This is a genomic window from Alteromonas sp. M12 (assembly GCF_037478005.1).
GTDB classification, from domain to species: Bacteria; Pseudomonadota; Gammaproteobacteria; order Enterobacterales; family Alteromonadaceae; genus Aliiglaciecola; species Aliiglaciecola lipolytica_A.
Genome location: NZ_CP144164.1, coordinates 2160445 through 2187423, shown reverse-complemented (window position 1 = coordinate 2187423; position 26979 = coordinate 2160445). Strand labels below are relative to the sequence as shown.

General features: G+C 40.8%; 24 protein-coding genes. 11 read left to right on the top strand and 13 right to left on the bottom strand.

The window, feature by feature from the left end; all coding sequences use genetic code 11:
* Positions 1–23: 23 nt before the first annotated feature.
* From VUI23_RS09345 to VUI23_RS09320, 6 genes are all read left to right on the top strand, one after another.
* On the top strand, positions 24–455 hold the full coding sequence (locus VUI23_RS09345; RefSeq protein ID WP_303501909.1) for a MerR family DNA-binding transcriptional regulator: 432 nt from the start codon (positions 24–26) through the stop codon (positions 453–455).
* Positions 456–460: 5 nt separating this feature from the next.
* Entirely contained in the window at positions 461–1630 is a 1170-nt protein-coding gene (locus VUI23_RS09340; protein WP_303501907.1) for an isovaleryl-CoA dehydrogenase, read from the top strand.
* Positions 1631–1702: 72 nt separating this feature from the next.
* A complete protein-coding gene (locus VUI23_RS09335; RefSeq protein WP_342808004.1) occupies positions 1703–3310 on the top strand; it encodes a carboxyl transferase domain-containing protein in 1608 nt (535 codons plus the stop codon).
* A 13-nt stretch (positions 3311–3323) separates the two neighbouring features.
* Positions 3324–4145, top strand: a complete 822-nt coding sequence (locus VUI23_RS09330) for an enoyl-CoA hydratase/isomerase family protein (protein ID WP_303501906.1) — start codon at positions 3324–3326, stop codon at positions 4143–4145.
* Complete coding sequence (locus VUI23_RS09325) at positions 4142–6160, top strand: acetyl/propionyl/methylcrotonyl-CoA carboxylase subunit alpha (protein WP_342808002.1); 2019 nt, start codon at positions 4142–4144, stop codon at positions 6158–6160. The genes VUI23_RS09330 and VUI23_RS09325 overlap by 4 nt, the downstream gene beginning before the upstream one ends.
* Positions 6161–6164: 4 nt before the next feature.
* On the top strand, positions 6165–7067 hold the full coding sequence (locus VUI23_RS09320; RefSeq protein ID WP_342808000.1) for a hydroxymethylglutaryl-CoA lyase: 903 nt from the start codon (positions 6165–6167) through the stop codon (positions 7065–7067).
* Between the two features lie 32 nt (positions 7068–7099).
* Here VUI23_RS09320 and VUI23_RS09315 read toward each other — a convergent pair whose 3' ends face one another.
* Together VUI23_RS09315 and VUI23_RS09310 are read right to left on the bottom strand one after the other, a co-directional pair.
* On the bottom strand, positions 7100–8341 hold the full coding sequence (locus VUI23_RS09315) for a glycine betaine ABC transporter substrate-binding protein (RefSeq protein ID WP_342807998.1): 1242 nt from the start codon (positions 8339–8341) through the stop codon (positions 7100–7102).
* Between the two features lie 19 nt (positions 8342–8360).
* The gene (locus VUI23_RS09310) at positions 8361–9821 is read right to left on the bottom strand and encodes a hypothetical protein (protein ID WP_342807996.1); all 1461 of its coding nucleotides are present in this window, start codon (positions 9819–9821) and stop codon (positions 8361–8363) included.
* A 180-nt stretch (positions 9822–10001) separates the two neighbouring features.
* Here VUI23_RS09310 and VUI23_RS09305 point away from each other — a divergent pair, with 180 nt between their 5' ends.
* Positions 10002–10586 (top strand): DUF922 domain-containing protein, encoded by a 585-nt coding sequence (locus tag VUI23_RS09305; protein WP_342807994.1) that lies wholly within the window; start codon positions 10002–10004, stop codon positions 10584–10586.
* Between the two features lie 196 nt (positions 10587–10782).
* On the opposite strand, the gene VUI23_RS09300 is transcribed toward VUI23_RS09305, so the two are convergent.
* From VUI23_RS09300 to VUI23_RS09275, 6 genes are all read right to left on the bottom strand, one after another.
* On the bottom strand, positions 10783–11190 hold the full coding sequence (locus VUI23_RS09300) for a hypothetical protein (RefSeq protein ID WP_342807992.1): 408 nt from the start codon (positions 11188–11190) through the stop codon (positions 10783–10785).
* 67 nt (positions 11191–11257) lie between these two features.
* Positions 11258–12946: a DUF262 domain-containing protein gene (locus tag VUI23_RS09295; RefSeq protein ID WP_133470491.1), complete on the bottom strand. Its 1689-nt coding sequence runs from the start codon at positions 12944–12946 to the stop codon at positions 11258–11260.
* A gap of 158 nt (positions 12947–13104) precedes the next feature.
* Positions 13105–13785, bottom strand: coding sequence for an SLATT domain-containing protein (locus tag VUI23_RS09290; protein WP_342807990.1), 681 nt, complete (start codon positions 13783–13785; stop codon positions 13105–13107).
* Between the two features lie 417 nt (positions 13786–14202).
* Positions 14203–14730, bottom strand: a complete 528-nt coding sequence (locus VUI23_RS09285) for an SRPBCC family protein (RefSeq protein WP_216047262.1) — start codon at positions 14728–14730, stop codon at positions 14203–14205.
* 16 nt (positions 14731–14746) lie between these two features.
* On the bottom strand, positions 14747–15712 hold the full coding sequence (locus VUI23_RS09280; protein ID WP_342807988.1) for a nucleoside hydrolase: 966 nt from the start codon (positions 15710–15712) through the stop codon (positions 14747–14749).
* A gap of 12 nt (positions 15713–15724) precedes the next feature.
* Positions 15725–16663: a helix-turn-helix domain-containing protein gene (locus tag VUI23_RS09275; protein ID WP_342807986.1), complete on the bottom strand. Its 939-nt coding sequence runs from the start codon at positions 16661–16663 to the stop codon at positions 15725–15727.
* A 229-nt stretch (positions 16664–16892) separates the two neighbouring features.
* Between VUI23_RS09275 and glgC the strand changes: the two genes are divergently transcribed.
* Positions 16893–18155: a glucose-1-phosphate adenylyltransferase gene (glgC, locus tag VUI23_RS09270; protein ID WP_216047265.1), complete on the top strand. Its 1263-nt coding sequence runs from the start codon at positions 16893–16895 to the stop codon at positions 18153–18155.
* Positions 18156–18204: 49 nt separating this feature from the next.
* Here the strand turns inward: glgC and VUI23_RS09265 are convergent, their stop codons facing one another.
* Positions 18205–19017, bottom strand: a complete 813-nt coding sequence (locus VUI23_RS09265) for an alpha/beta hydrolase (protein ID WP_342807984.1) — start codon at positions 19015–19017, stop codon at positions 18205–18207.
* 137 nt (positions 19018–19154) lie between these two features.
* Here VUI23_RS09265 and VUI23_RS09260 point away from each other — a divergent pair, with 137 nt between their 5' ends.
* Positions 19155–19517: a hypothetical protein gene (locus tag VUI23_RS09260; protein WP_342807982.1), complete on the top strand. Its 363-nt coding sequence runs from the start codon at positions 19155–19157 to the stop codon at positions 19515–19517.
* A gap of 106 nt (positions 19518–19623) precedes the next feature.
* Here the strand turns inward: VUI23_RS09260 and VUI23_RS09255 are convergent, their stop codons facing one another.
* Positions 19624–20949: an MFS transporter gene (locus VUI23_RS09255; RefSeq protein WP_342807980.1), complete on the bottom strand. Its 1326-nt coding sequence runs from the start codon at positions 20947–20949 to the stop codon at positions 19624–19626.
* Positions 20950–21207: 258 nt separating this feature from the next.
* On the opposite strand from VUI23_RS09255, the gene VUI23_RS09250 reads away from it, so the two are divergent.
* Positions 21208–22017 (top strand): thioesterase family protein, encoded by an 810-nt coding sequence (locus VUI23_RS09250; RefSeq protein ID WP_216047269.1) that lies wholly within the window; start codon positions 21208–21210, stop codon positions 22015–22017.
* Between the two features lie 13 nt (positions 22018–22030).
* Here the strand turns inward: VUI23_RS09250 and VUI23_RS09245 are convergent, their stop codons facing one another.
* Both VUI23_RS09245 and VUI23_RS09240 read right to left on the bottom strand, forming a co-directional pair.
* A complete protein-coding gene (locus VUI23_RS09245) occupies positions 22031–22882 on the bottom strand; it encodes an HDOD domain-containing protein (RefSeq protein ID WP_342807978.1) in 852 nt (283 codons plus the stop codon).
* Between the two features lie 109 nt (positions 22883–22991).
* Positions 22992–24017, bottom strand: a complete 1026-nt coding sequence (locus VUI23_RS09240) for a 2-dehydropantoate 2-reductase (RefSeq protein ID WP_342807976.1) — start codon at positions 24015–24017, stop codon at positions 22992–22994.
* Positions 24018–24123: 106 nt separating this feature from the next.
* Here VUI23_RS09240 and VUI23_RS09235 point away from each other — a divergent pair, with 106 nt between their 5' ends.
* The gene (locus VUI23_RS09235; RefSeq protein WP_303501123.1) at positions 24124–25380 is read left to right on the top strand and encodes a glycosyltransferase; all 1257 of its coding nucleotides are present in this window, start codon (positions 24124–24126) and stop codon (positions 25378–25380) included.
* 23 nt (positions 25381–25403) lie between these two features.
* Here VUI23_RS09235 and VUI23_RS09230 read toward each other — a convergent pair whose 3' ends face one another.
* The gene (locus tag VUI23_RS09230) at positions 25404–26960 is read right to left on the bottom strand and encodes a bifunctional GNAT family N-acetyltransferase/carbon-nitrogen hydrolase family protein (protein ID WP_216047271.1); all 1557 of its coding nucleotides are present in this window, start codon (positions 26958–26960) and stop codon (positions 25404–25406) included.
* Positions 26961–26979 lie beyond the last annotated feature (19 nt).

Sequence of the window (26979 nt, the reverse complement as noted above, 5' to 3'; positions counted from 1 at the left end):
TTTTACACGTTTAGGAATGCGAAATGAATGCTGATAATAAATCTGAGAAACACAGCTCTGGAGTCGAACAAGACGCGCCCACATTCAGTATAGGGGAGTTATCTAAACATTTTGATGTAACACCCCGCTCCATACGTTTTTATGAAGAACAGGGGTTGTTGTCTCCGCAACGTGCGGGGCAAACTCGAATCTACAGTAAAAAAGACAAAGTTAGATTAAAGCTCATTTTGCGTGGTAAACGATTGGGGTTTTCCTTAGCAGAAACGCGCACCCTTTTTAACCTTTACGACAGCCACCAAAATTCAAAAATTCAGCTTCAAGCTATGTTAGAAATGACCACAGAAAAACGCGCCATTTTGATTCAACAACTTGAAGATATAAACGTCCTGATGATCGAGCTAGATGAAGTTGAGTCTCGATGCAAAGACGAACTTGAACAATTAAATAAAGGATAAGTTTGATGAACGCTCCCTACCCTACACTTAATTTTGGATTAGGCGAAGATATCGATATGCTTCGTGATCACGTATACAATTTTGCCCAAGCAGAAATAGCGCCCTTGGCAGAAAAAGCCGATGAAGAAAATGCATTTCCTAATCATCTTTGGCCTAAACTAGGTGAAATGGGTTTATTGGGCGTGACGGTCGCGGAGCAATATGGTGGTTCAGATATGGGGTATCTAGCTCATACTATCGCCATGGAAGAAGTCAGCCGAGCATCTGCTGGGATCGGTTTAAGTTACGGAGCCCATTCAAATCTTTGTGTTAATCAGATTCACAAAAACGGCACTGAAGCGCAAAAACAAAAATACCTTCCAAAGCTAGTATCTGGTGAGCACATTGGTGCGCTCGCGATGAGTGAGCCTAATGCTGGTTCAGATGTCGTGAGTATGAAACTACGAGCCGATAAACAAGGGGATAAATACATCCTCAATGGCAACAAAATGTGGATAACCAATGGCCCTGATGCCCACACCTTTGTCATTTACGCAAAAACAGATGTAAAAGCTGGTTCCAAAGGCATTACCGCTTTTATAGTGGAAAAATCTTTTGCTGGATTTAGCCAAGCTCAAAAACTCGACAAATTAGGTATGCGCTCATCGAATACTTGTGAGCTTGTTTTCCAAGACTGCGAAGTGCCTGCGGAAAACATCCTTGGCGAAGAAGGTGGCGGTGTCCGCGTATTAATGAGTGGACTAGATTATGAAAGATTAGTGCTTTCAGGTGGACCACTTGGGATCATGCAAGCCTGCATGGATCTTGTTGTTCCTTACATTCATGACCGCAAACAATTTGGTCAATCTATTGGTCAGTTCCAATTAGTACAAGGCAAAGTTGCAGATATGTACACCCAGATGAATGCCGCCAGAGCTTACGTTTATGCCGTAGCGCGTTCTTGTGATCGAGGTGAGACCACCCGTAAAGATGCAGCAGGCGCGATACTTTATTCGGCCGAATTAGCAACCAAAATGGCCTTAGATGCTATTCAGTTACTCGGTGGTAACGGTTATATCAATGAGTTTTCAGCAGGTCGTTTGTTGCGTGATGCAAAACTGTATGAAATCGGCGCTGGCACTTCAGAGATACGTCGCATGTTAATTGGTCGCGAATTATTTAACGAAACCTGCTAATTCCCAACTTTTGACATTTAGATGTCATCACAATGGGGTTAAATTTTACTTAACCGGATTAGGAGCGAATGCATGCCCCCTATCGTCAGCAAATTAAACGTTAAAAGCCAAGAGTTTATCGATAACGCTGCCAACATGGCTCGGCAAGTTAACGACTTAAAAGAAGTTATCGCCAAAATTAAATTGGGTGGCGGTGATAAGGCCAATGCACGTCATACCGCAAGGGGGAAATTACTCCCCAGAGACAGAGTAAATGCGCTGTTAGATAGTGGCTCTCCTTTTCTAGAGTTGTCCCAACTTGCTGCATGGAATGTCTATGCAGATTATGTCCCCGCAGCGGGCGTAATAGCTGGGATAGGTCGAGTATCAGGTGTGGAATGTATGATAGTCGCAAATGACGCGACGGTTAAAGGTGGCACCTATTATCCTTTAACCGTTAAAAAGCATTTGCGCGCCCAAACCATAGCCGAGCAAAATAATTTACCTTGTATTTATCTGGTGGACTCAGGTGGTGCGAATCTTCCAAGACAAGATGAAGTCTTTCCAGATCGGGAGCACTTTGGTCGAATTTTTTATAATCAAGCAAATTTGTCTGCGCAAAATATTCCACAAATAGCGGTTGTGATGGGTTCATGCACCGCTGGCGGTGCATATGTGCCTGCCATGGCTGACGAATCCATAATCGTCAAGAACCAAGGTACGATTTTCTTAGGTGGCCCACCTTTAGTGAAAGCCGCCACGGGTGAAGTGGTCACGGCTGAGGAACTAGGTGGTGGTGACGTGCATTGCCGTACATCGGGTGTTGTCGATCATCTAGCTAACAATGACCATCACGCATTGCAACTAGCCAGAAATGCAATTGCCCGTCTAAACCGACCTAAACCCAATTATTTGGACTTAATTGAACCTAAAGAGCCTGCCTACCCCACTAGCGATATTTATGGCGTTATTCCCAAAGACAGTAAACAACCGTTCGACGTCCGTGAAATAATCGCAAGAGTAGTCGATGGCTCAGAGTTCGATGAGTTCAAAGCGCTGTTCGGCACTACTCTAGTTTGCGGTTTTGCACGTATTTACGGTCATCCCGTGGGAATAGTTGCCAACAACGGCATCTTATTTTCAGAGTCTGCACAAAAAGGCGCACACTTCATTGAACTATGTGCACAACGAAAAATTCCATTAGTATTTTTACAAAATATCACCGGTTTTATGGTGGGTAAACAATACGAGTCGGGCGGAATCGCCAAACATGGAGCTAAAATGGTCACCGCAGTAGCCTGTGCCAAAGTGCCTAAATTTACCGTGTTAATTGGCGGTAGTTTCGGCGCTGGCAATTATGGTATGTGCGGCCGAGCTTATGATCCTAGGTTTACGTTTATGTGGCCAAATGCGCGAATTTCGGTGATGGGTGGAGAGCAAGCTGCTGGCGTGCTAGCGCAAGTCAAACGAGATCAAAAACAACGGCACGACGAAAGCTGGAGTGTAGAAGAAGAGAACGCATTTAAACAACCTATTATTGATACCTATGAACAACAAGGCCACCCTTATTATGCCTCCGCGCGACTTTGGGATGATGGTGTAATAGATCCTGCTGATACCCGTTTTGTGCTCGCGCTTTCAATTTCTGCAGCACTCAATAAACCCATTGAAGAAACACGCTTTGGCGTGTTTAGAATGTAAGGTGATTTCCGTTATGAATAATACTCCTAGTACCCTACAAACACATTCAGAAGATGTAATCTACGCCCTTGATTCCCGCGGCGTTGCGACCATTACCTTGAACCGACCAGAAGTTCACAATGCGTTTGACGATAACACTATTGCATTGCTTACCGATTGTTTTAAGCGGGTGGCCAGAGACGACAAAGCGCGCGTACTGGTTTTGCAAGCCAATGGCAAGAGTTTCTGCGCTGGCGCGGATCTCAACTGGATGAAGCGCATGGCTAACTTTAGTTATGAAGAAAATTTAGCGGATGCAAATGCATTAGCGCATATGCTGCATACTCTTTACACCCTGCCCAAACCTACTATTGCAAAAATTCAGGGCGCAGCATTTGGTGGTGCGGTTGGATTAGTTTCTTGTTGTGATATCGCCATTGCCAGCCGCTTAAGCAAATTTTGCTTGAGCGAAGTTAAATTAGGTTTGATACCTGCGACTATTAGCCCTTATGTTATCGATGCGATTGGCGATAGAGTCGCACGCCGCTATTTTATGACTGCGGAAGTTTTCTCTGCTCGCAGAGCACGTCGTTTGGGCTTAGTCAGTGAAGCGGTTACCGAGGAAGAATTAAATTCAACAGTTGATTTATTGGTCACTCAAATAATCAATAACGGGCCTGTCGCAGTAGCTGCTGCCAAGCAATTAGTGTTTGATATTAAAGACGAACAACTGGACGAAGAGCTTATTGAGAAAACCAGTTTACGTATTGCGACAACACGGGTGTCAGCAGAGGGTCAAGAAGGATTAGCTGCGTTTTTGGAAAAAAGACAACCAGCATGGCGGGAAAAATCATGAATGACCTAAAAAACATAGACAAATTGCTTATCGCTAATCGCGGAGAAATTGCTTGTCGAATTATAAAAACCGCCAAATTGTTAGGCATTAAAACCGTTGCAGTTTATTCCGATGCTGATATCAATGCGCAGCATGTAAAAATGGCTGATGAAGCAGTCAGACTTGGCCCCGCGCCAACCCGTGATAGTTATCTAAAAGGCGAGCTGATTATCGCCGCGGCAATTAAACTAAACGTGGATGCGATTCATCCCGGTTACGGTTTTTTATCAGAGAATTCACAGTTCTGTCGTTTATGTGAACAACATAATATTATCTTTGTTGGACCACCTGTTGCGGCAATAGAAGCTATGGGTTCCAAATCAGCCGCTAAGCATATAATGGAGCAAGCTGGCGTTCCGCTAGTACCGGGTTATCACGGTGATGATCAATCTCCAGAATTGTTAAAAAAACATGCCGATGACATGGGCTATCCGGTTCTGCTAAAAGCGGCTGCCGGCGGTGGTGGTAAAGGCATGCGACAAGTCGCTCATAGCAATGAGTTTTACGACGCATTGGATGCGGCAAAACGTGAAGCCATGTCAGGTTTTGGTGATGACATTATGCTAGTTGAAAAATACTTAGCGCAACCTCGTCACGTAGAAATCCAAGTGTTTTGCGATAGCCATAAAAACGGTGTTTATTTGTTTGAGCGAGACTGCTCAGTGCAACGACGTCATCAAAAAGTCATTGAAGAAGCCCCTGCACCCGGCATGACTTCAGAATTACGCCAGCAAATGGGACAAGCAGCCTTAACTGCGGCTCAAGCAATTGGTTACATCGGCGCAGGCACTGTAGAATTTTTGCTGGAACCCGATGGCCAATTTTTCTTCATGGAAATGAACACTCGATTACAGGTAGAGCACCCAGTAACTGAAATGATCACCGGCCAAGATCTAGTGGAATGGCAACTCCGCGTGGCCAAAGGTGAACCTCTCCCCTTACAACAAGACCAACTAAGTATAAATGGACATGCATTTGAAGCGCGAATTTACGCTGAAGATCCAAATAATCAATTTTTACCTTCTACTGGCTTGTTAAGTCGGTTATCGCCCCCAACAGAAACGGATAACGTTCGAATTGATACAGGTGTGATAGAAGGTGACGAAGTAACACCGTTTTACGATCCTATGATTGCGAAATTAATTGTATGGGATCAAAATCGTGAAAAAGCCCTTAGCAAACTTGCTGACGCCTTAAGTGTGTATCAAGTTGACGGGGTTACTACAAACATCGATTTTCTGTACAACTTGGCAACTCATCCAGCCTTCAAACAAGCACAGTTAACTACTCACTTTATTGAACAACATGAGTCTGAACTTTTTGTTAAAAACGCCCTGCAACATGAACTAATAACCCCAGCGGCAGTAACCTACTTAATATTACAACGGCAGGCTTTAACGTCAGTCTCAGATAATAAAAACTCGCCTTGGCATGCACAGAACCACTGGCGCATGAACGAACGGTTCACAGAAGTGCTAAGCGTTGATATTCAACAGCAGAGTATCGAAGTGACAGTTGAGTATTTACCATGCAACCAATTAGGTTTCACAGTCATTAATGTCAGCACATCTGAAGGTTGTTTTGAATGTGTTGGCAAACTTGATGGCCATCACTTTGACGTCACTATCAATGGTCAAAATCTGCAGATGAAGCTGCAACCCCATCAAGGCTTCACGACCCTATTTACTAAAGAGTTTGCCATCCAATGTAAACTCAATACCGCAGATTTAGGTCTCAGTGACGCAGATGATCACCATGGCGGGTTTGCGGCTCCTATGAATGGCACCATAGTTGCGCAATTAGTAGAGGTTAATCAGGAAGTAGAAAAAGGACAAACGTTAATGGTGATGGAAGCAATGAAAATGGAACACGCCATCAAAGCGCCAAAAGCAGGTGTGGTCAAAGAATTTTATTTTGTCGCCGGTGATCTTGTAGATGGCGGTGCTGTGCTGCTCGACTTTGAAGCCGAGGAGTAAACCTATGACAAGCAGTTATCCAACACAGGTTAAAATCGTCGAAGTAGGTCCCAGAGATGGTCTACAAAATGAAAAACAACTGATTGATTTAGCCAGTAAACTGCAGCTAATTGATGATTTGGCCCTGGCTGGTTTAAAATTTATCGAAGCAGGTAGCTTTGTATCACCTAAGTGGGTGCCACAAATGGCTGATAGTACTCAATTATTTCGAGAGTTAACGCGAATACCGGGTATAACCTATTCAGCGCTCACTCCCAACTTACAAGGTTACACCAATGCCAAATCGGTAAATGTGGATGAGGTGGCTATATTTGGCGCGGCTTCTGAAACCTTTTCACAGAAAAACATAAATTGTTCAATTGCCGAAAGTATAGAGCGCTTTGTTCCCATTGTAGAGCAAGCTAAAAAAGACAACATGCCAGTTCGAGGTTATGTTTCTTGTGTGTTAGGTTGCCCCTATGAAGGCGATATCGCGCCGCAAAAAGTAGCAGAGGTTGCACAACATTTATTGGCTATGGGTTGTTATGAAGTGTCACTTGGCGACACTATTGGCGTGGGCACACCGATTAAAACCAGTAAGATGTTAGAAGCCGTTCAACAGGTTATTCCGAGGGAAAAAATTGCGGTGCATTTTCATGATACCTATGGTCAAGCTTTAGCCAATATTTTGATCGCGTTGCAACAAGGAATTAGTACCATCGATAGCGCGGTGGCAGGTTTAGGCGGTTGCCCTTATGCAAAAGGCGCTTCTGGCAACGTTGCAACTGAAGATGTGGTATTCATGCTAAATGGTATGGGTATACACACCGGTATTGATATTGAAAAACTAGTGAATGCGGGAAACAATATAATGCAAGCGCTCGGCCGGTCTTCCACCTCTAAGGTTGCAAACGCCCTGTTATCTTGAGTATTGTGTCTGATTGTTTTATGACAGAGTCGTTAAACCTGCATTGTGTTTTTTTGTTGGTGCTTTTTCAGTGCCTGTTTAAATATTTTTTTCGCTTCCTCTTTAGCTCGCACAGGATCATTATTCGAATTTCCTATTTTGGCAACAATCTCATTTAATTGTTCTGTATCCATGCAGTCATGCAATATTAGCAGCCGTGCTTCAAGCTCCGGAAATTTTTTCAAAACCGCAGCTGACACTAACGGTTGAGCTAAATAACGAGGAAAAAACTGATCAGTATCTTTTAACATAGTCACTTCGCCTCTTGATACTTGTGGGTCAGATTCGTAACCTACAAACACTTCAGCTTCACCACTTTCTTTGGCTGAATAACGATCGGTAACACTGCAAGGTAAAACAGATTTGAATTTCACACCGTAGTCTAACAAGCCTAATAGGCAATCCTTTCTGTTCATAAATTCAGGATCTGCACTAAACGTCAGTTTACCGCCTTTGGTTTTTAAATCGCTAATACTGATTATTTCTTCAGATTCAGCGTATTCAGGGGTCATAACTAAACAATAATCTTCACTGCAACCTAAATTAGGTAACCATTGAATGCCTAACCCTTGTCCATATTGATTTAACTCCTCAGTGAGCTCATCTGGTGATTTAATTCCGCCGGTTTCGGTTTTATGATGGATATTAAAATATTGCAGGCAGGTACCGGTATAGTCCATGTAAACATCCAGCCATCGGTATTTAAGTTCGGCGAAGTTATGCATGCTATCACCATTTGGATAACGTATTTCGCAGACAATATGTGAATTCTCATGGGTTATAGCCAACGCTAAAAGCTCTGTAAAAAACATCTGAGAGAGGTCATTTTTAGCGCCAATGATGATTTTCGGATTAGGCCCTTCCAGTCGTTTTGACGCCAATACATCTTCTCCAGCCAGTATTGGCCAGAATGACTGCTCCGATGTACTGACTTGTTGCTGCACCCGCCCAATGGTTTGACTAAAATTCGATTCCAATTCATTGAGCTGAACATGAAACTCTTTATCGGAAACCTTCAAGGTGAGTGACTGAATAAAACTCGGCATATTGATAATCACAAATGGCATGATCAACAATGCAAATAAGATCAATACCTGATTAGTAGCCCTTAAATATTCGTCAAGGCCAAAGAGCTTTAACTCAGCAAGAAAGAATAATAGCACCGCTAAACAATATATTGTCAGTAAGTAAGGTGCCGATTTTGATAAAAAACTACTGTTTTTTTTACGTTTCATAGGTTCTCCGTTACAAACTTTATTGTAGTTGCACAGCGGTTGGCTCAAAACAATATAAAGTGGTTTTTGACGCCAATGGACCATTTAACACACTGGCAATGACTTTCTGCTGTGTGAGTATGCGTGCGTTATTTAAGAAAATTTCAGGCCATTGACGCACCAACGCTTTGCTTCCTTTTGGAAAGGTAAATACTTCGGTTGGCGAACAACGATTTGATTGAGGATCATACCGCTGCCCTTCTACAAGGGCACTACCACCAGTTGATACCAATTTCACTGAATCAGCCATATCAATTTCATTTGCAACTTGCGTCAACAAGCTGTCATAGGCCTGCGGATTACTTTTTAGATTATCTAGAACCTGGTTAAACTGATTTCTAAGTGAGAGATTATTCGGATTATTTTTAGAAAACATCACGCTATGCGGCACATAATCAACGTATTTTGCAAAGCCTATTTTTGCCGATAACGTTGGCATCGACTGGGTTAATAAGGTTTCACCGACTTGCTGAGATTCAATGAAAACTTTAGGCTTAGAGGTATAAGCCAGCCATATTAACGCGGTGTTAATCGGCATTTGACAAACTGTGGGCTGATTCGATTTTATTGCTGTTTTAGACGCGACATCAGGGGTAACAATTAGATTACTATTCTTGATTAACTCACTGCCTGAGTGAAATTGCTGTTCACTTGATTGATAAGCATAAAGGGGTTGAGAATGTTGAGGATCTATTTGGTTGTAGTGAAATGGGTTCACTTGTTTAACCTGAAGTACCCTTTCGGTCAGCTTCAACCTTTTTGCTTCTGCGCTACTAGCTACTTCAACCAATTGCCTTTGAGTTAACTTTTTTTCGCTAATCAGTATCCAGTTTTGGTTAGCATCAAGTATTTCAAAGCCCTGAAGCGTATCTTTGAAATTGCAGGTATTGTTAGGAATATACTGTCCCAATCTAGGTGTGTATTCGTAACCTGCCAGGGTGATTACCGCATAATTTTGTAACTCAGACGGTTCGCTAATGTTGGCCGCCTGCGGGGTATGTTTCAGGTGAAAGAAGATCCCGTTAGGAACATCAATGATAGGTTCACTAAAGTAAAAATGATTTTCTCGCTCTGCGGTTTTGATATAAGGGTAAGTCCCTCGAATTTGACTATCCTGCTGCGACAATTCCGCTTTTGATTGGGCAATACTCCAGGGCATAAATTGCAAATCGACTCGATAGCCCATCTGTTCAAATACAGAGGTGACTATGACACTCGCAATTCCCTTTTGCGGTAGAGACTCTCCCGAATACGGAGCCCATTCACCTGAAGATAAATGGATGACCTTTGGTCCTGTGGCGGGCTTAGAACTCGAATACACAATAGCCGCAATTAAAAGTAGCAGTGCGACAATCAAGCTAACCATAATCATAGGGTTACTTTTAGTGCGAGCTGTATTCAAAGTATCAACCTTTCCATTATAAATTGATGGTGTTACCACCACCTTCCCTGTTTAAATTTTATACAATTAATTGGCATTTGTCAGGTTGATAACAATCTTAAGCTAAATAAAAGGAATTATTCATGGCAAGCTAGTGGATAGTCAGCGTAAACCTCTTTCAATCTAGGCTATAAAGCCGTAATTTAGAGTGTATTCGTTTGATGTTACGGTGAATTATTGATGTTTTTAGCTGGAATAAAGCGCGTGAGTTGCGGCTTCTTGCTGTTTACAAGCTTAAATGCTTTTTCTGAGGTTGTGTTAACTGAAAAGTTCGAACACTATTCCATTGCCCCCACGACTCGACAGCAAATAAAAATTGAATTGCGCGCAAACTCCCCCGTAGTGAAAGAAAATCAACTATTTCACGGTCGCACTCAATGGCAGTTAACACCGGTTTTTGGATTACAAACTAGCGGCAACCTATGTCGACTTGTAGGCATCAAAGTGTATTTAGAGGGGCTTTATACCATGCCCGAAATGTCTAACAGAAAAACTGCAGCAGAAAGCTTAAAACAAACCTTTGACGATTATTACACCGCTTTATTGGATCACGAAAAAGGCCATCAGGCTATTTGGATTGAAGCAGGTGAAAGCATTGAACGAAAACTAAAAAGCATGCCTCCCCATTTTCAATGCAACCAATTAAAATCCCAAGCCAGCAAACAAGTCGCCAAACTCGTAAAATTCTACCAACTACAGAATAAACAATACGACCAAGACACCGGACACGGCAAAACCCAAGGTGTGTTTATTTCGGCAAAATAAATGGCGTTTTTTAACTCGTTTTCTTACCTGATTGAATTGCGGCAGAATCAATCGGTGATTAACCCACGAGCATAGACTGATGAGAAGGTCCTACCGGTGACCGGCGCGGGACAAAACGAGTAAGGTCAGCTCTGCTTATTCACTGAATAAGTAACCTACGGATACCAGCATGACAACCGACGACATTATTCACTTGTTAGGTGTTCTGTACATTAGGCCATCCGTTATTGTCTTTTACTACTTTGAACTTAGCATTGAACTTGGAAAAACATCCAGAATTTAAAGAGGAAAAATCAATGTTGCTTCTTGGGGTTTCAAAATACTCAATGACCTGACTACCCTTTGTAGCGATAACAAGAGTGATACCATCCAAAATAGAGATACCACTTTTCTCTTCAACATTAAAATCGAAACCCAACACCTCTTTTGCACCCGCATTATCGGTATAAGGAGTAATGAAGCATACCTTGTCCCAGTTGCCTCCTACCTCAATGGATAAATCTACAACTCCACTAGAAATATCGAAAGTTCGAGTTGGAGCTGTTTCAAATTTAGCACACGATACAATTGCAAAGAGTAAAAGTAGTACGATAAACCGATTCATCCTTTAAACACCTAACACCTAAATCAGCCGCGCGCATTTTGCGTCGGCTGGATTTTATTGTTATGCATTAAGCCATTTCTATTTTCCATACATTAACAGCAGCATCTGCTAATTTTAGCTGGCGATCTTCTATACTTTCTTTATTCCATACGCATACATCTGCGATGCTTTTTGTAAATTTAAACTCTTCTTGAGTTGAAAAAAGCTCTGATTTCTTTTCTTCGAAACCTTTGGCTCCTACTCGCTTGTTCTTTTCTTTTGAAACCAAAGCCATATTCCCCAGAAGGTTTACGTAATAGCTTCTTTCATCACTATTAACACCGGTATAGCTCTCATTCCAATTTTGATTAATCTTTTTCGGCATGACATGCTCTAAGTTCACCTTTTCTGGATCTGAATTGACTACTTTTTCTTCCCCACTGGCGTGATTTTCTATTTCTATAAGTAAATATCTGGCTCGTTTAGTATCTGATAATGATTTTGACAAGAACGAATTTTTAAATTCGTCATCGCTCGGGTAAATTGATTTCAGATGTTTAAAAACGTGCGAGGCCTTTTGGTAATCTCCTGAATTTATTTTTCTTGGTATTTCAGAGTAATAGTTTGACGATACTCCTGTCCTCCCTTCGCAAATCAAATTATACCTTACGGCCATTACGACCATAATCCACGCCAACTTTTGAAACTCCTTAGCATCAAATTTTCCCGAAGCCGCCATCAACACAGGTAAACTTTGCTGTGAATCCAATAGCCTTAACACGAGGATATGCTTTTTAGTTTTCTTCTCATGAGAATCCCAATAACTACTCTCTGGATTTTGAAGAGCAGCGTAGACTCTCGCGGAAGAAGCTAGCTCAGTGGCAAATTTTACAGCGTTAGCTGAACTATCTATTTGATCCCTTATAATTCTAAACAAACCTGTTTTAGAGCTACGGCCATATTTGGAAGACCAGAAATGCGACAAAAATCTATTCTTTGGGTCTATTTCAAAAAGCTTTTCTTTTACTATACTCCATTTCTCTTTGACTTCTGGCAGATAGCTCTTTGATTTTGAAAATAGGTGATTTTTTAATAAGTCCATCGTATCAAGGGTTTTCCCTCGATCATTTAATGTTTCAAAAATGACGTAAGCATCAGCCTCATCCTGGACTGTCAACACAAGGACCTTTACCTTTTCATAAAGAAAATTATGGAGTTCCAATAGCTTTTCATTTTTTGAACCAATATGATTTTCTACCAGCTCCCAAAGCGTCAGTATTGATTGAAGCAATAGATAATTTGAGTTCTTTTTAAGATACTTCTTTTGTTCGTTTTTTATATTTTCTTTGGTTGAGTCGGCTATAACAAAACTTCTAAATGTTTCGTTATTTTCCTCGTTCATGAAAAACTTCTCTGATGTTTTTAAAGTTACAACATCCTGCTTCCCAAAGAATTCATTCCTAAACCAGTCTGCCCTCTCATTATCACCGCTAAACCGAAACACTCTCCTAATAATACTTATCAAAATAAGGGAGGTAGTTAATCTTTGTTGGCCATCAATAACCTCTAACGATTCTTTGTTGTTTTTAACAACAATTGGACCGATGAAGTATTCGTTTTTATTGTTTTCTATTGCTTCAACGACGTCATCCCACAGCTGGGATACTTCATCCTCAGACCATGCATAGCTTCGTTGAAACTCTGGAACCTTGAGTATTTTTGACGTTGCAAGATATTTACTAATCGGCAACATCTCTGTTTCGATAAAATTAGCCATTGTCTATTTTATATCTCTTAAAGTTGGTCTGTGAGAAATCTCTTATTGCATAACTTCCCGCGTAACGGGCAAATATATGTAGGCTAAAATACCAAGCGAAGCGCAGGGAGCCTACATATATTTGTCCCACGCGAGCGAAGCGAGTGTTTATGCGCTTGTTATACCAAACCACCGAATTTAAAAACAACCACAGCAAGAATAAACAAAGGTATATAAGTAACGATATGATACACAAGAACATCTTTGACATAGTGATGAAACTTTATCCAAAAAATATCACTACTTGATAATGAATGGTCTTCGTAATCTGGGTAGTTCGATTTAAATAATTTGAAATCTAGTAGCTCATGATTTTCATGATTTTTTAATACTTGATCATATTTGTCATCTATTTCCTGTAGTTCTTTGTAGAAAGCATCATCTTTATCAAGGTTTTCATATCGAGATTTAAGCCTTCTTAGTTGTTTGTACAAATGAGCAACTTCTAATCCACAGGAATGGAATTTAACAGCTCTAACACCATATGATGCAGAGCTTTCAAGCTGGCTGAAAATTAAGATCAGCAAAGAAAAATTTACATTGAGAAGAAGAATATAGCCACTGTTGTAACCGTCAGTATTGCTAAGAAAAAGAAAATCAAACAATGTGAAAATAATTAAGTATGCAGACAGAAAAGCGATAGCCTTTGAAGATCTACGATCTTTTGACCGCAAACGGCGTGCTGCAATATATCGTGTTCTGGAAGTAGACCAAAGATTGTAATTTAACTGTTTATCAAACGTTCCTTGAGCGTATTTTGGAACGCCCTCAGTGAACTTTTCATTCTTCATACTTTCCATGTTAACAATTCCTTTTTTGTTCTTTGCAGGTATAACAGTATTATTAAGTCGCAAAAGTCCGTGTTTAAACACTGGCTTTTGCCGTATATAAATTTAACCTATTTTAATCACAGAGGGTAACTTATTACAACATATAGGTTTTTTCAGATTTCTACTTTTCCCTCTGTGAAAGTACGGCAATTACCAGTGATCTTGCATAGTTACGGCTTCGAAGCTAAATCTGTATATAATCACAATACTCGGTGTGGCGGTGATATTGATTTACTAAAAGTTTGAATGTCTGCATATGACGACTTAGCCGACCAAAGCATACAACTTAAAAGCGAATAATACAGTCTATTAGCTGGCAACCTGACTTTAGGCAAAAAACGCTCAACTTGTCGTCACCACTACTTCACTCAATTTGGATGTTGAACGCTAATCTTCCATAATACCTTTTAAGTTCTCCAAGCCTTGTTGAAGGTCTGGGCCAATTAACGAGTCCATGGCGAGTGCAAAATAGCGGTTAATAGGGTTTAGCCCAACATCACCAGTACCAATCCAAGTGACTAATGTTTGGCCATTGCTTTCTTGAAAGGTTAATTGCCCTTGGGATGTCATATCAAAGGCAGAAAAGTAGAGTTCATAGGTGACACTTTGGCTTGGCTCTAAAGCAGAAATTGTCATAATACCATCGCCTTCTGACACACTTTGCCAAGAAGATTGCATGCCTATGGATGCACTATCGCCTGAAAACTCTACTTGCATATCGGGATCCCGTTGATACCAGACACCCCAATTGCGCCATTGTTTAAGATCCGCCACTTGCGGATAAATGTTATCCGCCGAGGCGTTAATTGTAATACTCCGTTGAACTCGATACTCAGATGGCAGAAAGTACCCAAATACAATAAACAGAGTAAGTAGTATTAAAATTGCGAATACGATTTTTTTGAGGGCTGCCATGTGAGGTTCTCCTAGATCAACATCTAAATTGTTTTAATATATAGTTTAGAACAGCATCCTTATCGACATTGAATGCCACGTCGATATCAAAGCCCTGCTCTGGATCTCGATATGTTTGCCCAGCATTAGGTTCGCTTGTAGCGACATTTAATTTAACAGATTCAAATTCTATTTCACCGTTTTGCAGGGCTAATACACTGGTTGCTAATACATCCCACATAAAATAGGTAAATTCATAACTAGGAATGGTATTGATAGTGGTTGCCCAAAACTGACAAGCTAAACTCGATATAGGATAGTTTTTTTGTTCGGCTAACTGCCCCAAAAAATCAATATTAACGGGCAAACAATTAGTGGCATCCAAACCGATGAGTTTAATCTTTAAACCTGAAGCGAACAGCTTTTGACTTGCGACAGGATCCCAATAAGCATTCCACTCGGCACTTTTATCGTGGTTGTACATGGCTACATTTCCAGGTACATCCACCGCTCCCCCCATCCAGATAACGTCTTTAATCTTACTCTTTAATTCAGGCTGTTTTTCAAATGCAGCAACTAAGTTGGTACACGGGCCTGTCATTAATACACTTACATTTTGCTGCTCAGTTAAACATTTGTTGATCAACTCTTCTGCGCTCAGATCCGAAATTTGCTTTTTGTCATAAGATTGCGCCAACATGTCCGGTAGCACGTTACATATTTTGGGTTGCGCGCGCCAGTCCGCCGGAAAGGCATTTTCACCGTGTAATTGCCCTTGACCAACAGGCACATCAGAACGATTAAACATAGATAGGATTTTTAACGTTGATAGCGTGGCATCAGATAAATAACAATCTGCTGGGGTCACTGTTACCGCCAACAAATCGATATGATCCATTGTTAATAGCAGCATTAACGATAATAAATCGTCCACTCCTCCATCGTGATCGAATATGACTTTTTGTTTTTCTAAGGGGGTATTTTGTTGATTTTGTAATGGCATTAATTTCTCTTACTAACCTTGATAAAACTGTTGTTGGTACTCGCTTGGGGAAATACCAACAAATTTATGGAAGTTGAATCTTAAAGTAACGGTATTATCAAACCCAACTCGAGAAGCAAGTTCATCCATGGATAGACGATCATGCTCCAATAATTCTTTAGCTAATCTGATTCGCTGTTGATTTAACCATTCTTTTGGCGGCATTCCTACAGACGCTTTAAAATGACGATCAAAGCTGCGACGGGACATATTTGCATGTCGCGCTAAATCATCTACTTTAGAAATAGTATTTAACATTTTAATTGACCACTGTAAGGTTTTCGCAAACCTGTGGTGTTTTTGCGGCATCGGAGTTTCAACAAATTGTGCCTGCCCACCAGCTCGATGAGGAGAGATAACCAGTCGTCTAGCCACTATATTGGCTACCTCATGTCCATAGTCTTGGCGCACAATTTCTAACGATAAATCTAATCCGGCAGCACTTCCTGCCGCGCAGTAGACATTATCTTGCTGGGTATAAAGTACGTTATCCACATACTCAACCATAGGAAATCGTTGTTTAAAAAGTTCAGCATAACGCCAATGAGTGGTGGCTTTACAATGATTAAGCAAACCCAATTGTGCTGGCAAAAAAGCACCAGAACAAAATGTAATTATGCGTTTATTTAAACTGTGGAATGCTACTATTTGTTCTGCCAGTGCCAATTTAATTTTGCGGGAATCGGTATCCCAACCAGGAATCAACAAAATGTCGTAATGCAGTAATTCAGTTACTTCGTTGACCTGCATCAACAATCCGGTAGAAGAAGTTAGCAGTTTGCCGTCAAAACTTATAACATCGCATTTGTACCATGGCGATATTTCTTGTCTAGGCAAACTAAACACTTCCAGTGCACAACCTAATTCAAACACCGGAAAATTGTCGGTGACTAAAATCGCCATATGATGCATTTTCGATTCCTATTCGACGCTGCAACAATTAAAACTGGCTTAATATTAGCGAATAATATCTATTTTGCCACCCTAAGATTGGGTTAATGAAAATATCTTTAATAAAATTTTAACAAATCAAATTGTTTTTGCCGAAAGTACGTGCCAAACTCGTTACATCAAGGTAGCTGTTTGAGCCGTCGTTCGCCTTGATCCAACATTATTATAAATTGTTTGAGGAAGTAATTATATGGAAGGACAGAACCCCCGTTATATTAGTAATTTAACTCGTGATACTTATGCTCTAATTTTAGCTGGCGGCCGCGGTTCTAGGTTGCATGAACTGACTACATGGCGAGCCAAACCTGCCTTGTATTTTGGTGGTAAATTTCGAATTATCGACTTCCCTCTTTCCAATTGTATTAATTCTGGCATACGCCGAGTTGGAGTGGTTACTCAGTATAAATCTCACTCATTAATACGCCACCTGGTTAGAGGTTGGGGACACTTTAAAAAAGAACTGGGTGAATCAGTAGAAATATTGCCAGCATCACAACGTTCTTCTGATAATTGGTACCAAGGAACTGCAGATGCGGTGTTCCAAAATATTGATATTATTCGTAACGAATTACCTAAATATGTAATGGTCTTATCAGGCGATCATATCTATCGCATGGATTATGGTACTTTGCTTGCTCGCCATGCAGAATCTGGTGCAAAAATGACAGTGTGTTGTATGCCAGTTCCTATAGAAGAAGCCGCAGGTCAGTTTGGTGTTATGTCAGTTGACGAATCAATGCGAATTATAGGTTTTGAAGAAAAGCCAGAAAACCCTACGCCTCTTCCAGGTAATCCGGATATGTGTTTAGCCTCTATGGGTAATTACGTATTTGACACCGAGTTTTTATTCGAGCAACTAAAACGTGATTCCGAAAAATCAGAGTCAGATCGTGACTTTGGTAAAGACATAATTCCAGATATCATTAAAGATCAACTGGTTTATGCGTATGCCTTTGATGAAGTCGACCAACGTGAAGTGTATTGGCGTGATGTGGGTACACTAGATTCATTTTGGAATGCTAATATGGAGTTGGTACAACCTGTACCAGCACTAAATTTGTATGATAAGCGCTGGCCGATATGGACTTATCAAGAGCAACTTCCTCCCGCTAAATTTGTTTGGGAAGAAGACAACCGCCGTGGTGCTGCAATCAACTCAGTGGTCTCTGGAGGGTGCATAATATCCGGTGCAACAGTCCGTAAGAGCGTCTGTTTCTCCAATGTTCGTGTTCACTCGTATAGTGTTGTTGATGAGTCGGTTATTTTGCCTGATGTGGAAATAAAACGTCATTGTAGAATACGCCGTGCAATCATTGACAGAGGTTGTATTATTCCTGAAGGAATGGTTATCGGACATAGCCGTCAGGATGACGAAGCACGAGGTTTCCGAGTCACCGAGAAAGGCGTGACCTTGGTTACCCGAGAAATGCTAGGCTTACCAGTCGGATATTAATCTCACTGCATTTAAGTAGTTTGGGTATGTTGTTTTGAATACTTGATACTCAAACTACTTCTGTCATCGACTCCCACTGAGCAATTTTTTGGTTTATCAACCCTGCAACCAAGTTTGGTTGCTCAAGGGGAAACATGTGCCCCCCTTCTTTCACTACTAAGTGTTCAAGTTTATTCTTTTTAATAAAGGGCGCAATTAACCTCTCCTTACACACTTTGGTTTTTTCACCGGTAATAATCATTGCTGGCAAGTTTTCAGGTAATTTGTAACGACCCATATTCAATGGAATTGTTCTAAAAATATTCGCTTCAATACGATGATCAAAATCCAATTTAAACGCGTCCGGCGTTTCTTTAACGGCAGAACTCACGTAATCGGCAATGCATTCTGGATGCATATCTTTAAATAATGCTTTGCCTTTAAAGTAACTCTCAACATCCGTATCTTTAGACCAGGTAGTACATCTATTCATTGCTTGTTTAGCTGGTGATAATCTGTCAGCAAGACCCAATCTACGTACACTTTTAAATAATAGGCTAGTCAAGCCAGTAATTAGCGGAGGGTCAAGTAACACCAGTCCTTTAACCAGTTTCGGATGCTGGCAAGCAGTTAAAAATGACACTACTGCACCAAACGAATGGCCAACTAAATAACAAGGTTCAGCCTGCTTTTCATGCAAAAATTCGACGAGCTCAGCGACCTGGTTTTGCCAACCAAAATCAACCGGAAAATTGGGATTATGGGCCAATTTATCTATCGCAATCACCTGATGTTGGCTACTAAGAGAGTCCAACAAAACACGATAACTTCCAGCGGGAAAGCCATTAGCATGGGCAAAATGTATTTTAGAATTCGTTTTCATTTTTATATTAGCTTTCATTTTAATTTAAGTCGAAATTGCCATTTTGTAGACAACTATCATTTCTGTTTTTCACCACTTTATACTAAGAACTTAGGGTATCACTTTAAATACCTAAGTATTACTAAGCAGATTTATTTGTGCGCTCCACTGTACCAAACTCAACCCACGTTAAAAAACAAACCAAATTAATTGAGGTCAAAATGAAGGCACAAATAAAACTTCTTTTGTTAACCAGCATTGCAAGTTTAGGTATTACCACTTTTGCAAATGCATCAATTAGCGTTTCTATGGAAACGGTTTGTAAACAAGCAAACAATCAGAAATTAGCGGTTAAGGCAACACAATTAACCGCTACGGATAATAGCTCTGCATTATTGTCACAACACTTTGCTGTGACAACCTGTAATGGCAAACAGCTGCTAGAACCCACAAATTTAGAACAAGTTAAAATATTGTCGTCTAAATCAGTCGACAACCAGCTTGCAAGTTCAACTGATTAACCGAATTGGACTATCCAATTTAGAAACTAACCATTTCCTTTGATACTTAGTGGTACTTTCCCATCCCTTGATGGTAATAGCCGCTCCTCCCCGGAGCGGCATTTTTTTATCCGTTTCTTTGCTCGGCATTTTCCCAATCTCTATTGACTCGTCTTGAAGTCCAATAAAATGCCAAAATAGATAAAAGATAAGGGACAACTAACCAACTCAGTGCCAACCTTAAGGATTCCACTTCACCATGTGACTCACTCAACATGTTACTAAGAATACCAATAAACGTTGGTCCTCCGCCTAACGCTATAATATTCAGCACAAAGAAGAATAATGCTGTTGACATTGCCCTTACTCTTACTGGTGCTAATGTTTGCGCTAAGGCAAATGATGGCCCCAGATATGCTCCACTTGTAAACAGTAATACGGTCAATAAAATGAGTGACAAGATTGGACTGCCAACCTGCAATGCCATAAACAATGCGGGCGTTCCAATCAGCAACATGCCAGCGGGCACTAAACCGTAAGCTTTTTTACTTTTCTTACCTAATTTATCAACTAATGCTCCACCAAGCCAAACTCCCGCAGCGTAGGCAGTACCATTACTGATACCCATAAAAATAAGTAAATTAAAGAAACTGAAATCAGGATGTGCGCGAACAAAAAAATCGATTATCCACGTAGAAATTGCGTAATTGCCAAAAGACCCAAAAGAAATACCAATACACATCCCCCACCACGAAGGGATAGTGAGCAAGGTTTTAATAGCCTGTTTAAATGGCACAGTCTCCATATCTGCATTACTGTTATCTCCTCCGCGTACCGGTTCTTTAACCGTAAACTTCAGCAGTAACGCCAATACGACCCCTGGCAAGCCAACACTGATCATAACTAAACGCCAATCCGCACTTCCCCCTTTGATAAGAAAGGCAGTAGCAAAAAACGCCAACATAACACCAAAAGGAATCCCCAATGAATAGAACGCTAGGGCACCTGCACGTTTATCCTTAGGAAATAAATCAGAGATCATAGAGTGTGAAGGAGGACTACCGCCCGCCTCGCCAATTCCAACCCCTATGCGTGCCAATGCAAGTTGAAAGTAACTGGTTGCAAGACCAGACAATGCGGTAAACCCGCTCCAAAGGGTCAAAGAAATTGCAACTATATTCACTCGGCTATATTTATCGGCCAACCATGCAATTGGAATCCCGACAAACGTATACAACAAAGCAAAATAAATTCCTTTCAACCAACCTAACTGCGCATCATCTAATCCCAGATCGGCTTTTATCATCGGAGATAAAATACCGATAATTTGTCTATCGATAAAGTTAAACGCATAAACTAAGGTCAATATGACCAAAACATACATTCTGTATTTGTTGCTGACAGGCTCTTGCGACGCAACTACGTCAGGACCATTTTTAGCGTTATTCGACATGTAAACTCCCAGTTATCATTCAAACTGTATTCATACTAATGACCATTCGTTAAAAATAACAAGCAAACCTGTTAACTATTTGTAAATAAAATAATTATCATCATAGAGATTGATAGATCAGTTGATTCGCGAGCTTCGAACAAGAGAAACTTTAAATCACCTCTGGGTTACATCATGATCGATAAAATGATTCAAAACCCAACTGGACATCCGACCAGCTTACAGTTATAAAAGCATCTCTTTTAGGGGATCAAATATATGACATTAGATGAGTTATTAGCGCAGGCCAAAGAGCACAGCCTAGATGCTAACAAACAACCAACAATGACCATTCCAAAGGAATGGGGTCAAGGACGCACTGTATTTGGAGGATTATCCGCATCTATACTTTATGCAGCGATAAAGGTAAAAATTGACGATGACAGAGTTATGCGCTCCTTTAATTGCAATTTTGTTGGTCCTTTACTTGTGGATACGACTTTCGAAATAGTTGTTGAAATTTTACGTCAGGGTAAAAATGCAACACAAGCATTAGGTCGAATTGTCCAAGATGGAAAAACTTGCGTGACTTGCCAAGTCTGTTTTGGAGTAGCCAGAACCTCAAAAATAGTTGTGAAAAACAACGATACCCACACTATGGAAATTCCCAAAAAAGGCATGTTTTTACCGCAGATTCCTAAGATAACACCTAAGTTTATGCGTTTTTATGATCTGTCAATTGTGGAAGGCAGAATGCCATTTATGGGCAGCAAAAAAAGCGAAATTAGCGGCTGGATGCGATTCAAAAAACCGCCTGTAGAAATAACCGATGCGCACTTAATCAGTTTGATTGATGCGTGGCCGCCGACTATCCTGCAAATGCTCCGGTTACCTGCGCCATCAAGCACAATGAGTTGGAACATTGAATTCATTCATCCACATCAAGATTTTTCACCTGCGGATTGGTTTGCTTTTAAAGCCATCACCAGACAAGCGGCAGACGGTTATGCTCATACTGAAGGGAATGTATGGGATCAAAGCGGCCAGTTAATTGCCATTAGTCGCCAAACAGTGGGTATTTTCGACTAAAGATTTAAGCCGCTCACACAATAGCCGCAGACGCAGGACTAAACATAGCAAGGACGCTAAGACTCTGCATACCCACATGGCTTAAAGCAGCATCTAAGTCACTATCTTCTAAACCTAAGTTTTCATATAACTCAACTTCGAGGTTAGCGTGTCCAGAATAAATTTCTGGATTACAATTATCGAGAGCCAGAATATAGCTTAATTGCATAATTTGCTGTTCAACATCCGAGACTTCATGTTGGCTATAGTGCTGTTTACTGATGGGCGTAACGATCGCATCAGGTATTCCCCACATTCTTACTAGTGTAGAGCCAATATCCGCGTAAGTTGCACCGCCTAATAACTTTAACTGTAGCTCAAGTGGGGTTTCAGTTTCGTTAATTTGCGCGCACTTTTTAGCAATTTCGGGGTTGAATCTGACCATAACCAGCTCACCCACATTATGTAGTAGACCAGAAACAAATAATCTTTCAGACTCTTTCAGTTTTTTACGTTCTGCAAAATACTTACATAACAAAGCGCAACAAACAGCATTTTCCCAAAAACGCTCTAAATCAATTACCGAAGAATCTAACTGTGTAAAGGTTCGGCATATACTGCACGCAACCACTAAGTCATAAACGGAGTTAGTACCAATGACTTGAATGGCTTTAGACACTGTTTCGATTTTATTAGGAAATTTGTAAAGTGCACTATTGGCTATTTTTAAAATTTGTACTGTTAACGCAGGGTCGAAATTTATCACGCTCGCAATGTCATCCATACCACTAGCGTCATCATCGATCAGTCTTTTTATCTGAAGCACTGAATCAGGTAATACAAAAATGTCTTTTGCTTCAGAAGCATAATCCAACGCGTGCATCATTAAAACTCCGTTAAACCTTATGGTAATTAGTGTAGTTAACTTAACAAAATTTGCCTAAAAGGTGGAACTATTATTCACAATTTAGGATAAAAATAATCCCAAAACCAATTTAGCATGATTTCATGGTTGTATTGTACAACTCTACCGCCGACATTGATTCTGTTATCGTTTGTGGATTGTTAGTTAACTGGTAGATCAGTTCTATTACCTTTTTATTCACTGGCGCGGCAATTCCTAATTTGGCCCCTTCCTCAACTATTGCCCCATTTAAATAATCAATTTCCGTTTGCTTTCCATTTGAGATATCCCACCACATTGATGTTCTGACATTTTCATCAATAGCTAACATGCGATTAGCAACTATTTTGAATATAAAATCCGGTAAACTCAAAACAAAGGGAAGAGAATGGGCAGAAACGGAGGTCACTTTAGGTAACACTATCCCTTTTGCATCGGTAACCAAAAGTAATTCACGCATCATTTGCGCTATAACCAATCTATATTTTCGCTGTTGCAACATGTGTTTCACTGGAATATTGGCTAATGCATTGACACTATTCCCTAAATTTAATTGTAACTTGGCCCATAATAACCAAGTCATTTGAGTACACATAGAAAACGCTAAAATCGGCGAATCTATACTGGCAATTAACTGCTCAGTAAAGTTGCGATCATCAATACAGCTTTCAATAGTCAATCTGCCTTCTGAACCTCGATGAAAATGGCCATCGGCTATCTCCACCACATTGAACGGTACCATAGCTCTTAACACTCGGTTATTAGGAAAGGCTGTTTTAATCGCGCTCTCTGATCCCAAGCCATTTTGACAGCAGATAATGGTTGTCTGATGATTAACCAGTAATTGCAATTGCGCTAAAGCGGCCTCCACAGCGGTGCATTTTACGGTTAACCAGATAATATCAAAACTATGCTCTGTTTCTGAACCAGGTAATAAGAATGTAATGTTGTTAACTTCCACCCGGTGCTCTAAATAGTCCGTTAAAATGATTCCTTTAGATAATTTGTTTACGCTGTGTGATCGAGCCAAAAACGTCACATTTTGGTTTTTGTGCAGTAAACTAGCGCCTAAATAGCTGCCAATAAGTCCAGCTCCAAAGACTAAATGTTTCGCCATTATATGTTCCATTATTTAAACTTTAAGCTATCTTAAGTCTTTCCCACTTTACTGCATAGGGTTATCATCCACGACCTCCATTGACATGCCCAAAATTGATACTTAGATGACTCAGCAAGCAGAAAAATTACCTAAACAGCTATTGGCCATTGGTTACGTGTGGCCAGAACCAAACTCTTCTGCTGCAGGAAAACACATGTTGAGCTTATTAAAGTCATTTATAGCTGCCGGTTATCAAGTGTGCTTTGCAAGTCCTGCAATTCAAACTGAACACAAGATCGATCTAACTGAATTGGGGATTGAAGAAGCCAGCATCGAGTTGAATCACAGCTCTTTTGATCAGTTTGTTGCCAACTTAAATCCGCAAATCGTTCTATTTGACCGTTTTATGATGGAAGAACAATTCTCTTGGCGTGTTGCGCAAAATTGTCCCAATGCATTGCGTATTTTGGATACAGAGGATTTACACTTTTTACGTGATGCCCGTCATAAAGCCCATAAACAATCGCGGCAAGTATCTGAATCAGATTTAAAAAGTGATATGGCGATGCGTGAAATTGCCGCGATATATCGATGTGACCTAAGTTTGATTATTTCAGAGTATGAAATGAATGTTTTACAACAGCAATTTAGCGTGCCTTCAGCGTTATTGCATTATTGTCCTTTTATGCTGGATATTAAACAACTGAAGAGATCTCCGGTCGAGTTTAGCCAGCGACAACATTTCGTAAGCATTGGAAATTTTCGTCACGCGCCAAATTGGGATGCGGTTTTATATCTTAAGCAAACAATTTGGCCATTAATTCGCAAACAAATTCCGTCTGCCCAGTTACATGTCTACGGTGCATATCCGCCACCTAAAGCCACTGATTTACACAACCCAAAGAGCGGCTTTTATGTGGATGGATGGGCCGAAGATGCGTTTTCAGTATTGCAACAAAGCAGAGTGTGCATAGCGCCACTGCGTTTCGGTGCGGGTTTGAAAGGCAAGTTAGCTGATGCCATGTGGACAGGCACACCATCAGTGACAACCAGCATTGGGAGTCAAGGGATGAATGACTCATCAATGTGGCCAGGGGCGATTGCAGATGATCCGCAAGAGATAGCGGATCAAGCCGTTGCTTTATATCAAGATGCCAAACAATGGCAACTTGCTTCTGACTATGGATATCAATTACTCGCGCAACGTTTCAATTTGCAAGTGATCCAACAGCAGTTACTAGAAAGAGTCGACTACTGCCTGACACATCTGGCACAACTCAGATTAGATAATTTTACTGGGATGATGTTACAACACCATTCCCATAAAAGTACCCAATATATGTCACAATGGATAGAAGCGAAAAACGCCAATCCAAAGTGACCTATGAACTATAATCGACTGAGTTATTTAACCTGTTTGACGATGCTTTTTTCACCCAACCATTCAATCCGATAAAGGTCTCGTCTTTTATCTAAAAAGTTACGCACTGAGCCGGTATTTTGTAAAATTTGTAATTTATCCAAATCCACGTCAACGATTAACGTCATTTCGGTATTTGGCGTGGTTTCGGCCATCACTGCATCATGGGGGAAGGCAAAGTCAGACGGAGAAAATACCGCTGTTTGTCCGTACTGAATATCCACGTTGTCCACTTTGGGCAAGTTTCCGATACTGCCGGCGATAGCCACATAACATTCATTTTCTATAGCACGTGCTTGCGCACAACGCTTCACTCGCAGATAGCCATTTTTTGTATCTGTCCAAAAGGGTACAAATAGAATCTGCATCTCTTCTTCACTAAGCAAACGTGCAAGTTCCGGAAATTCAACGTCATAGCATATAAGTACACCAATGCGACCAAAATCTGTCTCAAATAAAGTAAGGCGATCTCCGCCTTCCATTGCCCAATCTTTTTTCTCAGAAGGTGTGGGGTGCAATTTATATTGAGACTCTATGGTTCCGTCTCGTTTGCAAATGTAGGCTACGTTGTACAACAAATCCTCTTCAATTAGCGGCATAGAACCGGCAATAATATTAATGTTGTAGCTCACCGCCATATGCGAAACCGCATTCACGATTTCTTCGGTATAGGTAGATAGATGTTTAATTGCTTCGATTGAAGAACTCTGGTCGCCAAGCCCCATAAGCGGAGCATTGAAAAACTCAGGGAACAGAGCAACATCGCAACGGTAATCAGACAACGCATCCACAAAGTACTCAAATTGTTGCAGCAACTCCCCGACACTTTCCATTTCACGCATCTGCCATTGCACACAGCCAATACGAACAGAATCTTTTTGGTGACCAAACAGTTTGCGCTTTTTCGGTTCATAATAAATATTGAACCACTCTAATAGCGTTGCATATCCTTCAGACTCTTTGTCTTCAGGCATGTATCCACGTAGTACGCGCTTAACTTCAAAGTCATTCGACAATTGAAAGGTCAAAATCGGGTCGTAGAGATCTCTGCGCTTTACTGCTTCTATGTATTTTTGTGGCGAAAGTTCATGACTATGATTTTTATAATTGGGAATCCGTCCACCTAATATAATGGCGCGCAGATTCAAACTTTGACACAGCTCCTTGCGAGCCTCGTAAAGCCTTCTGCCCAGTCGCAAGTTGCGGTATTCAGGATCGACAAAAACTTCAATACCGTACAACACATCACCATTGGGATCATGGGTTGTTAAATAGGAATTACCGGTAATTTCGTCATAGGTGTGCTCGTCACCAAATTTATCATAATCAACGATAACTGAAAAAGCGGCGGCAACCACTTTGCCATCATCTTCAATACAGATTTGCCCGTCTCTGAAGATTTTTAACATCGCCAAATAGCGTTTTTTGGTGATGGAGCCGCCCAAATTTGGGTATACCTTGTTCATTATGACTTTGAGTACGTCAAAATCTGATTCAGTTAGATTTCGAGCAAGTAATTTGACTTCATTTTCTTGAGACATATGTTTCCTATCATCAGGC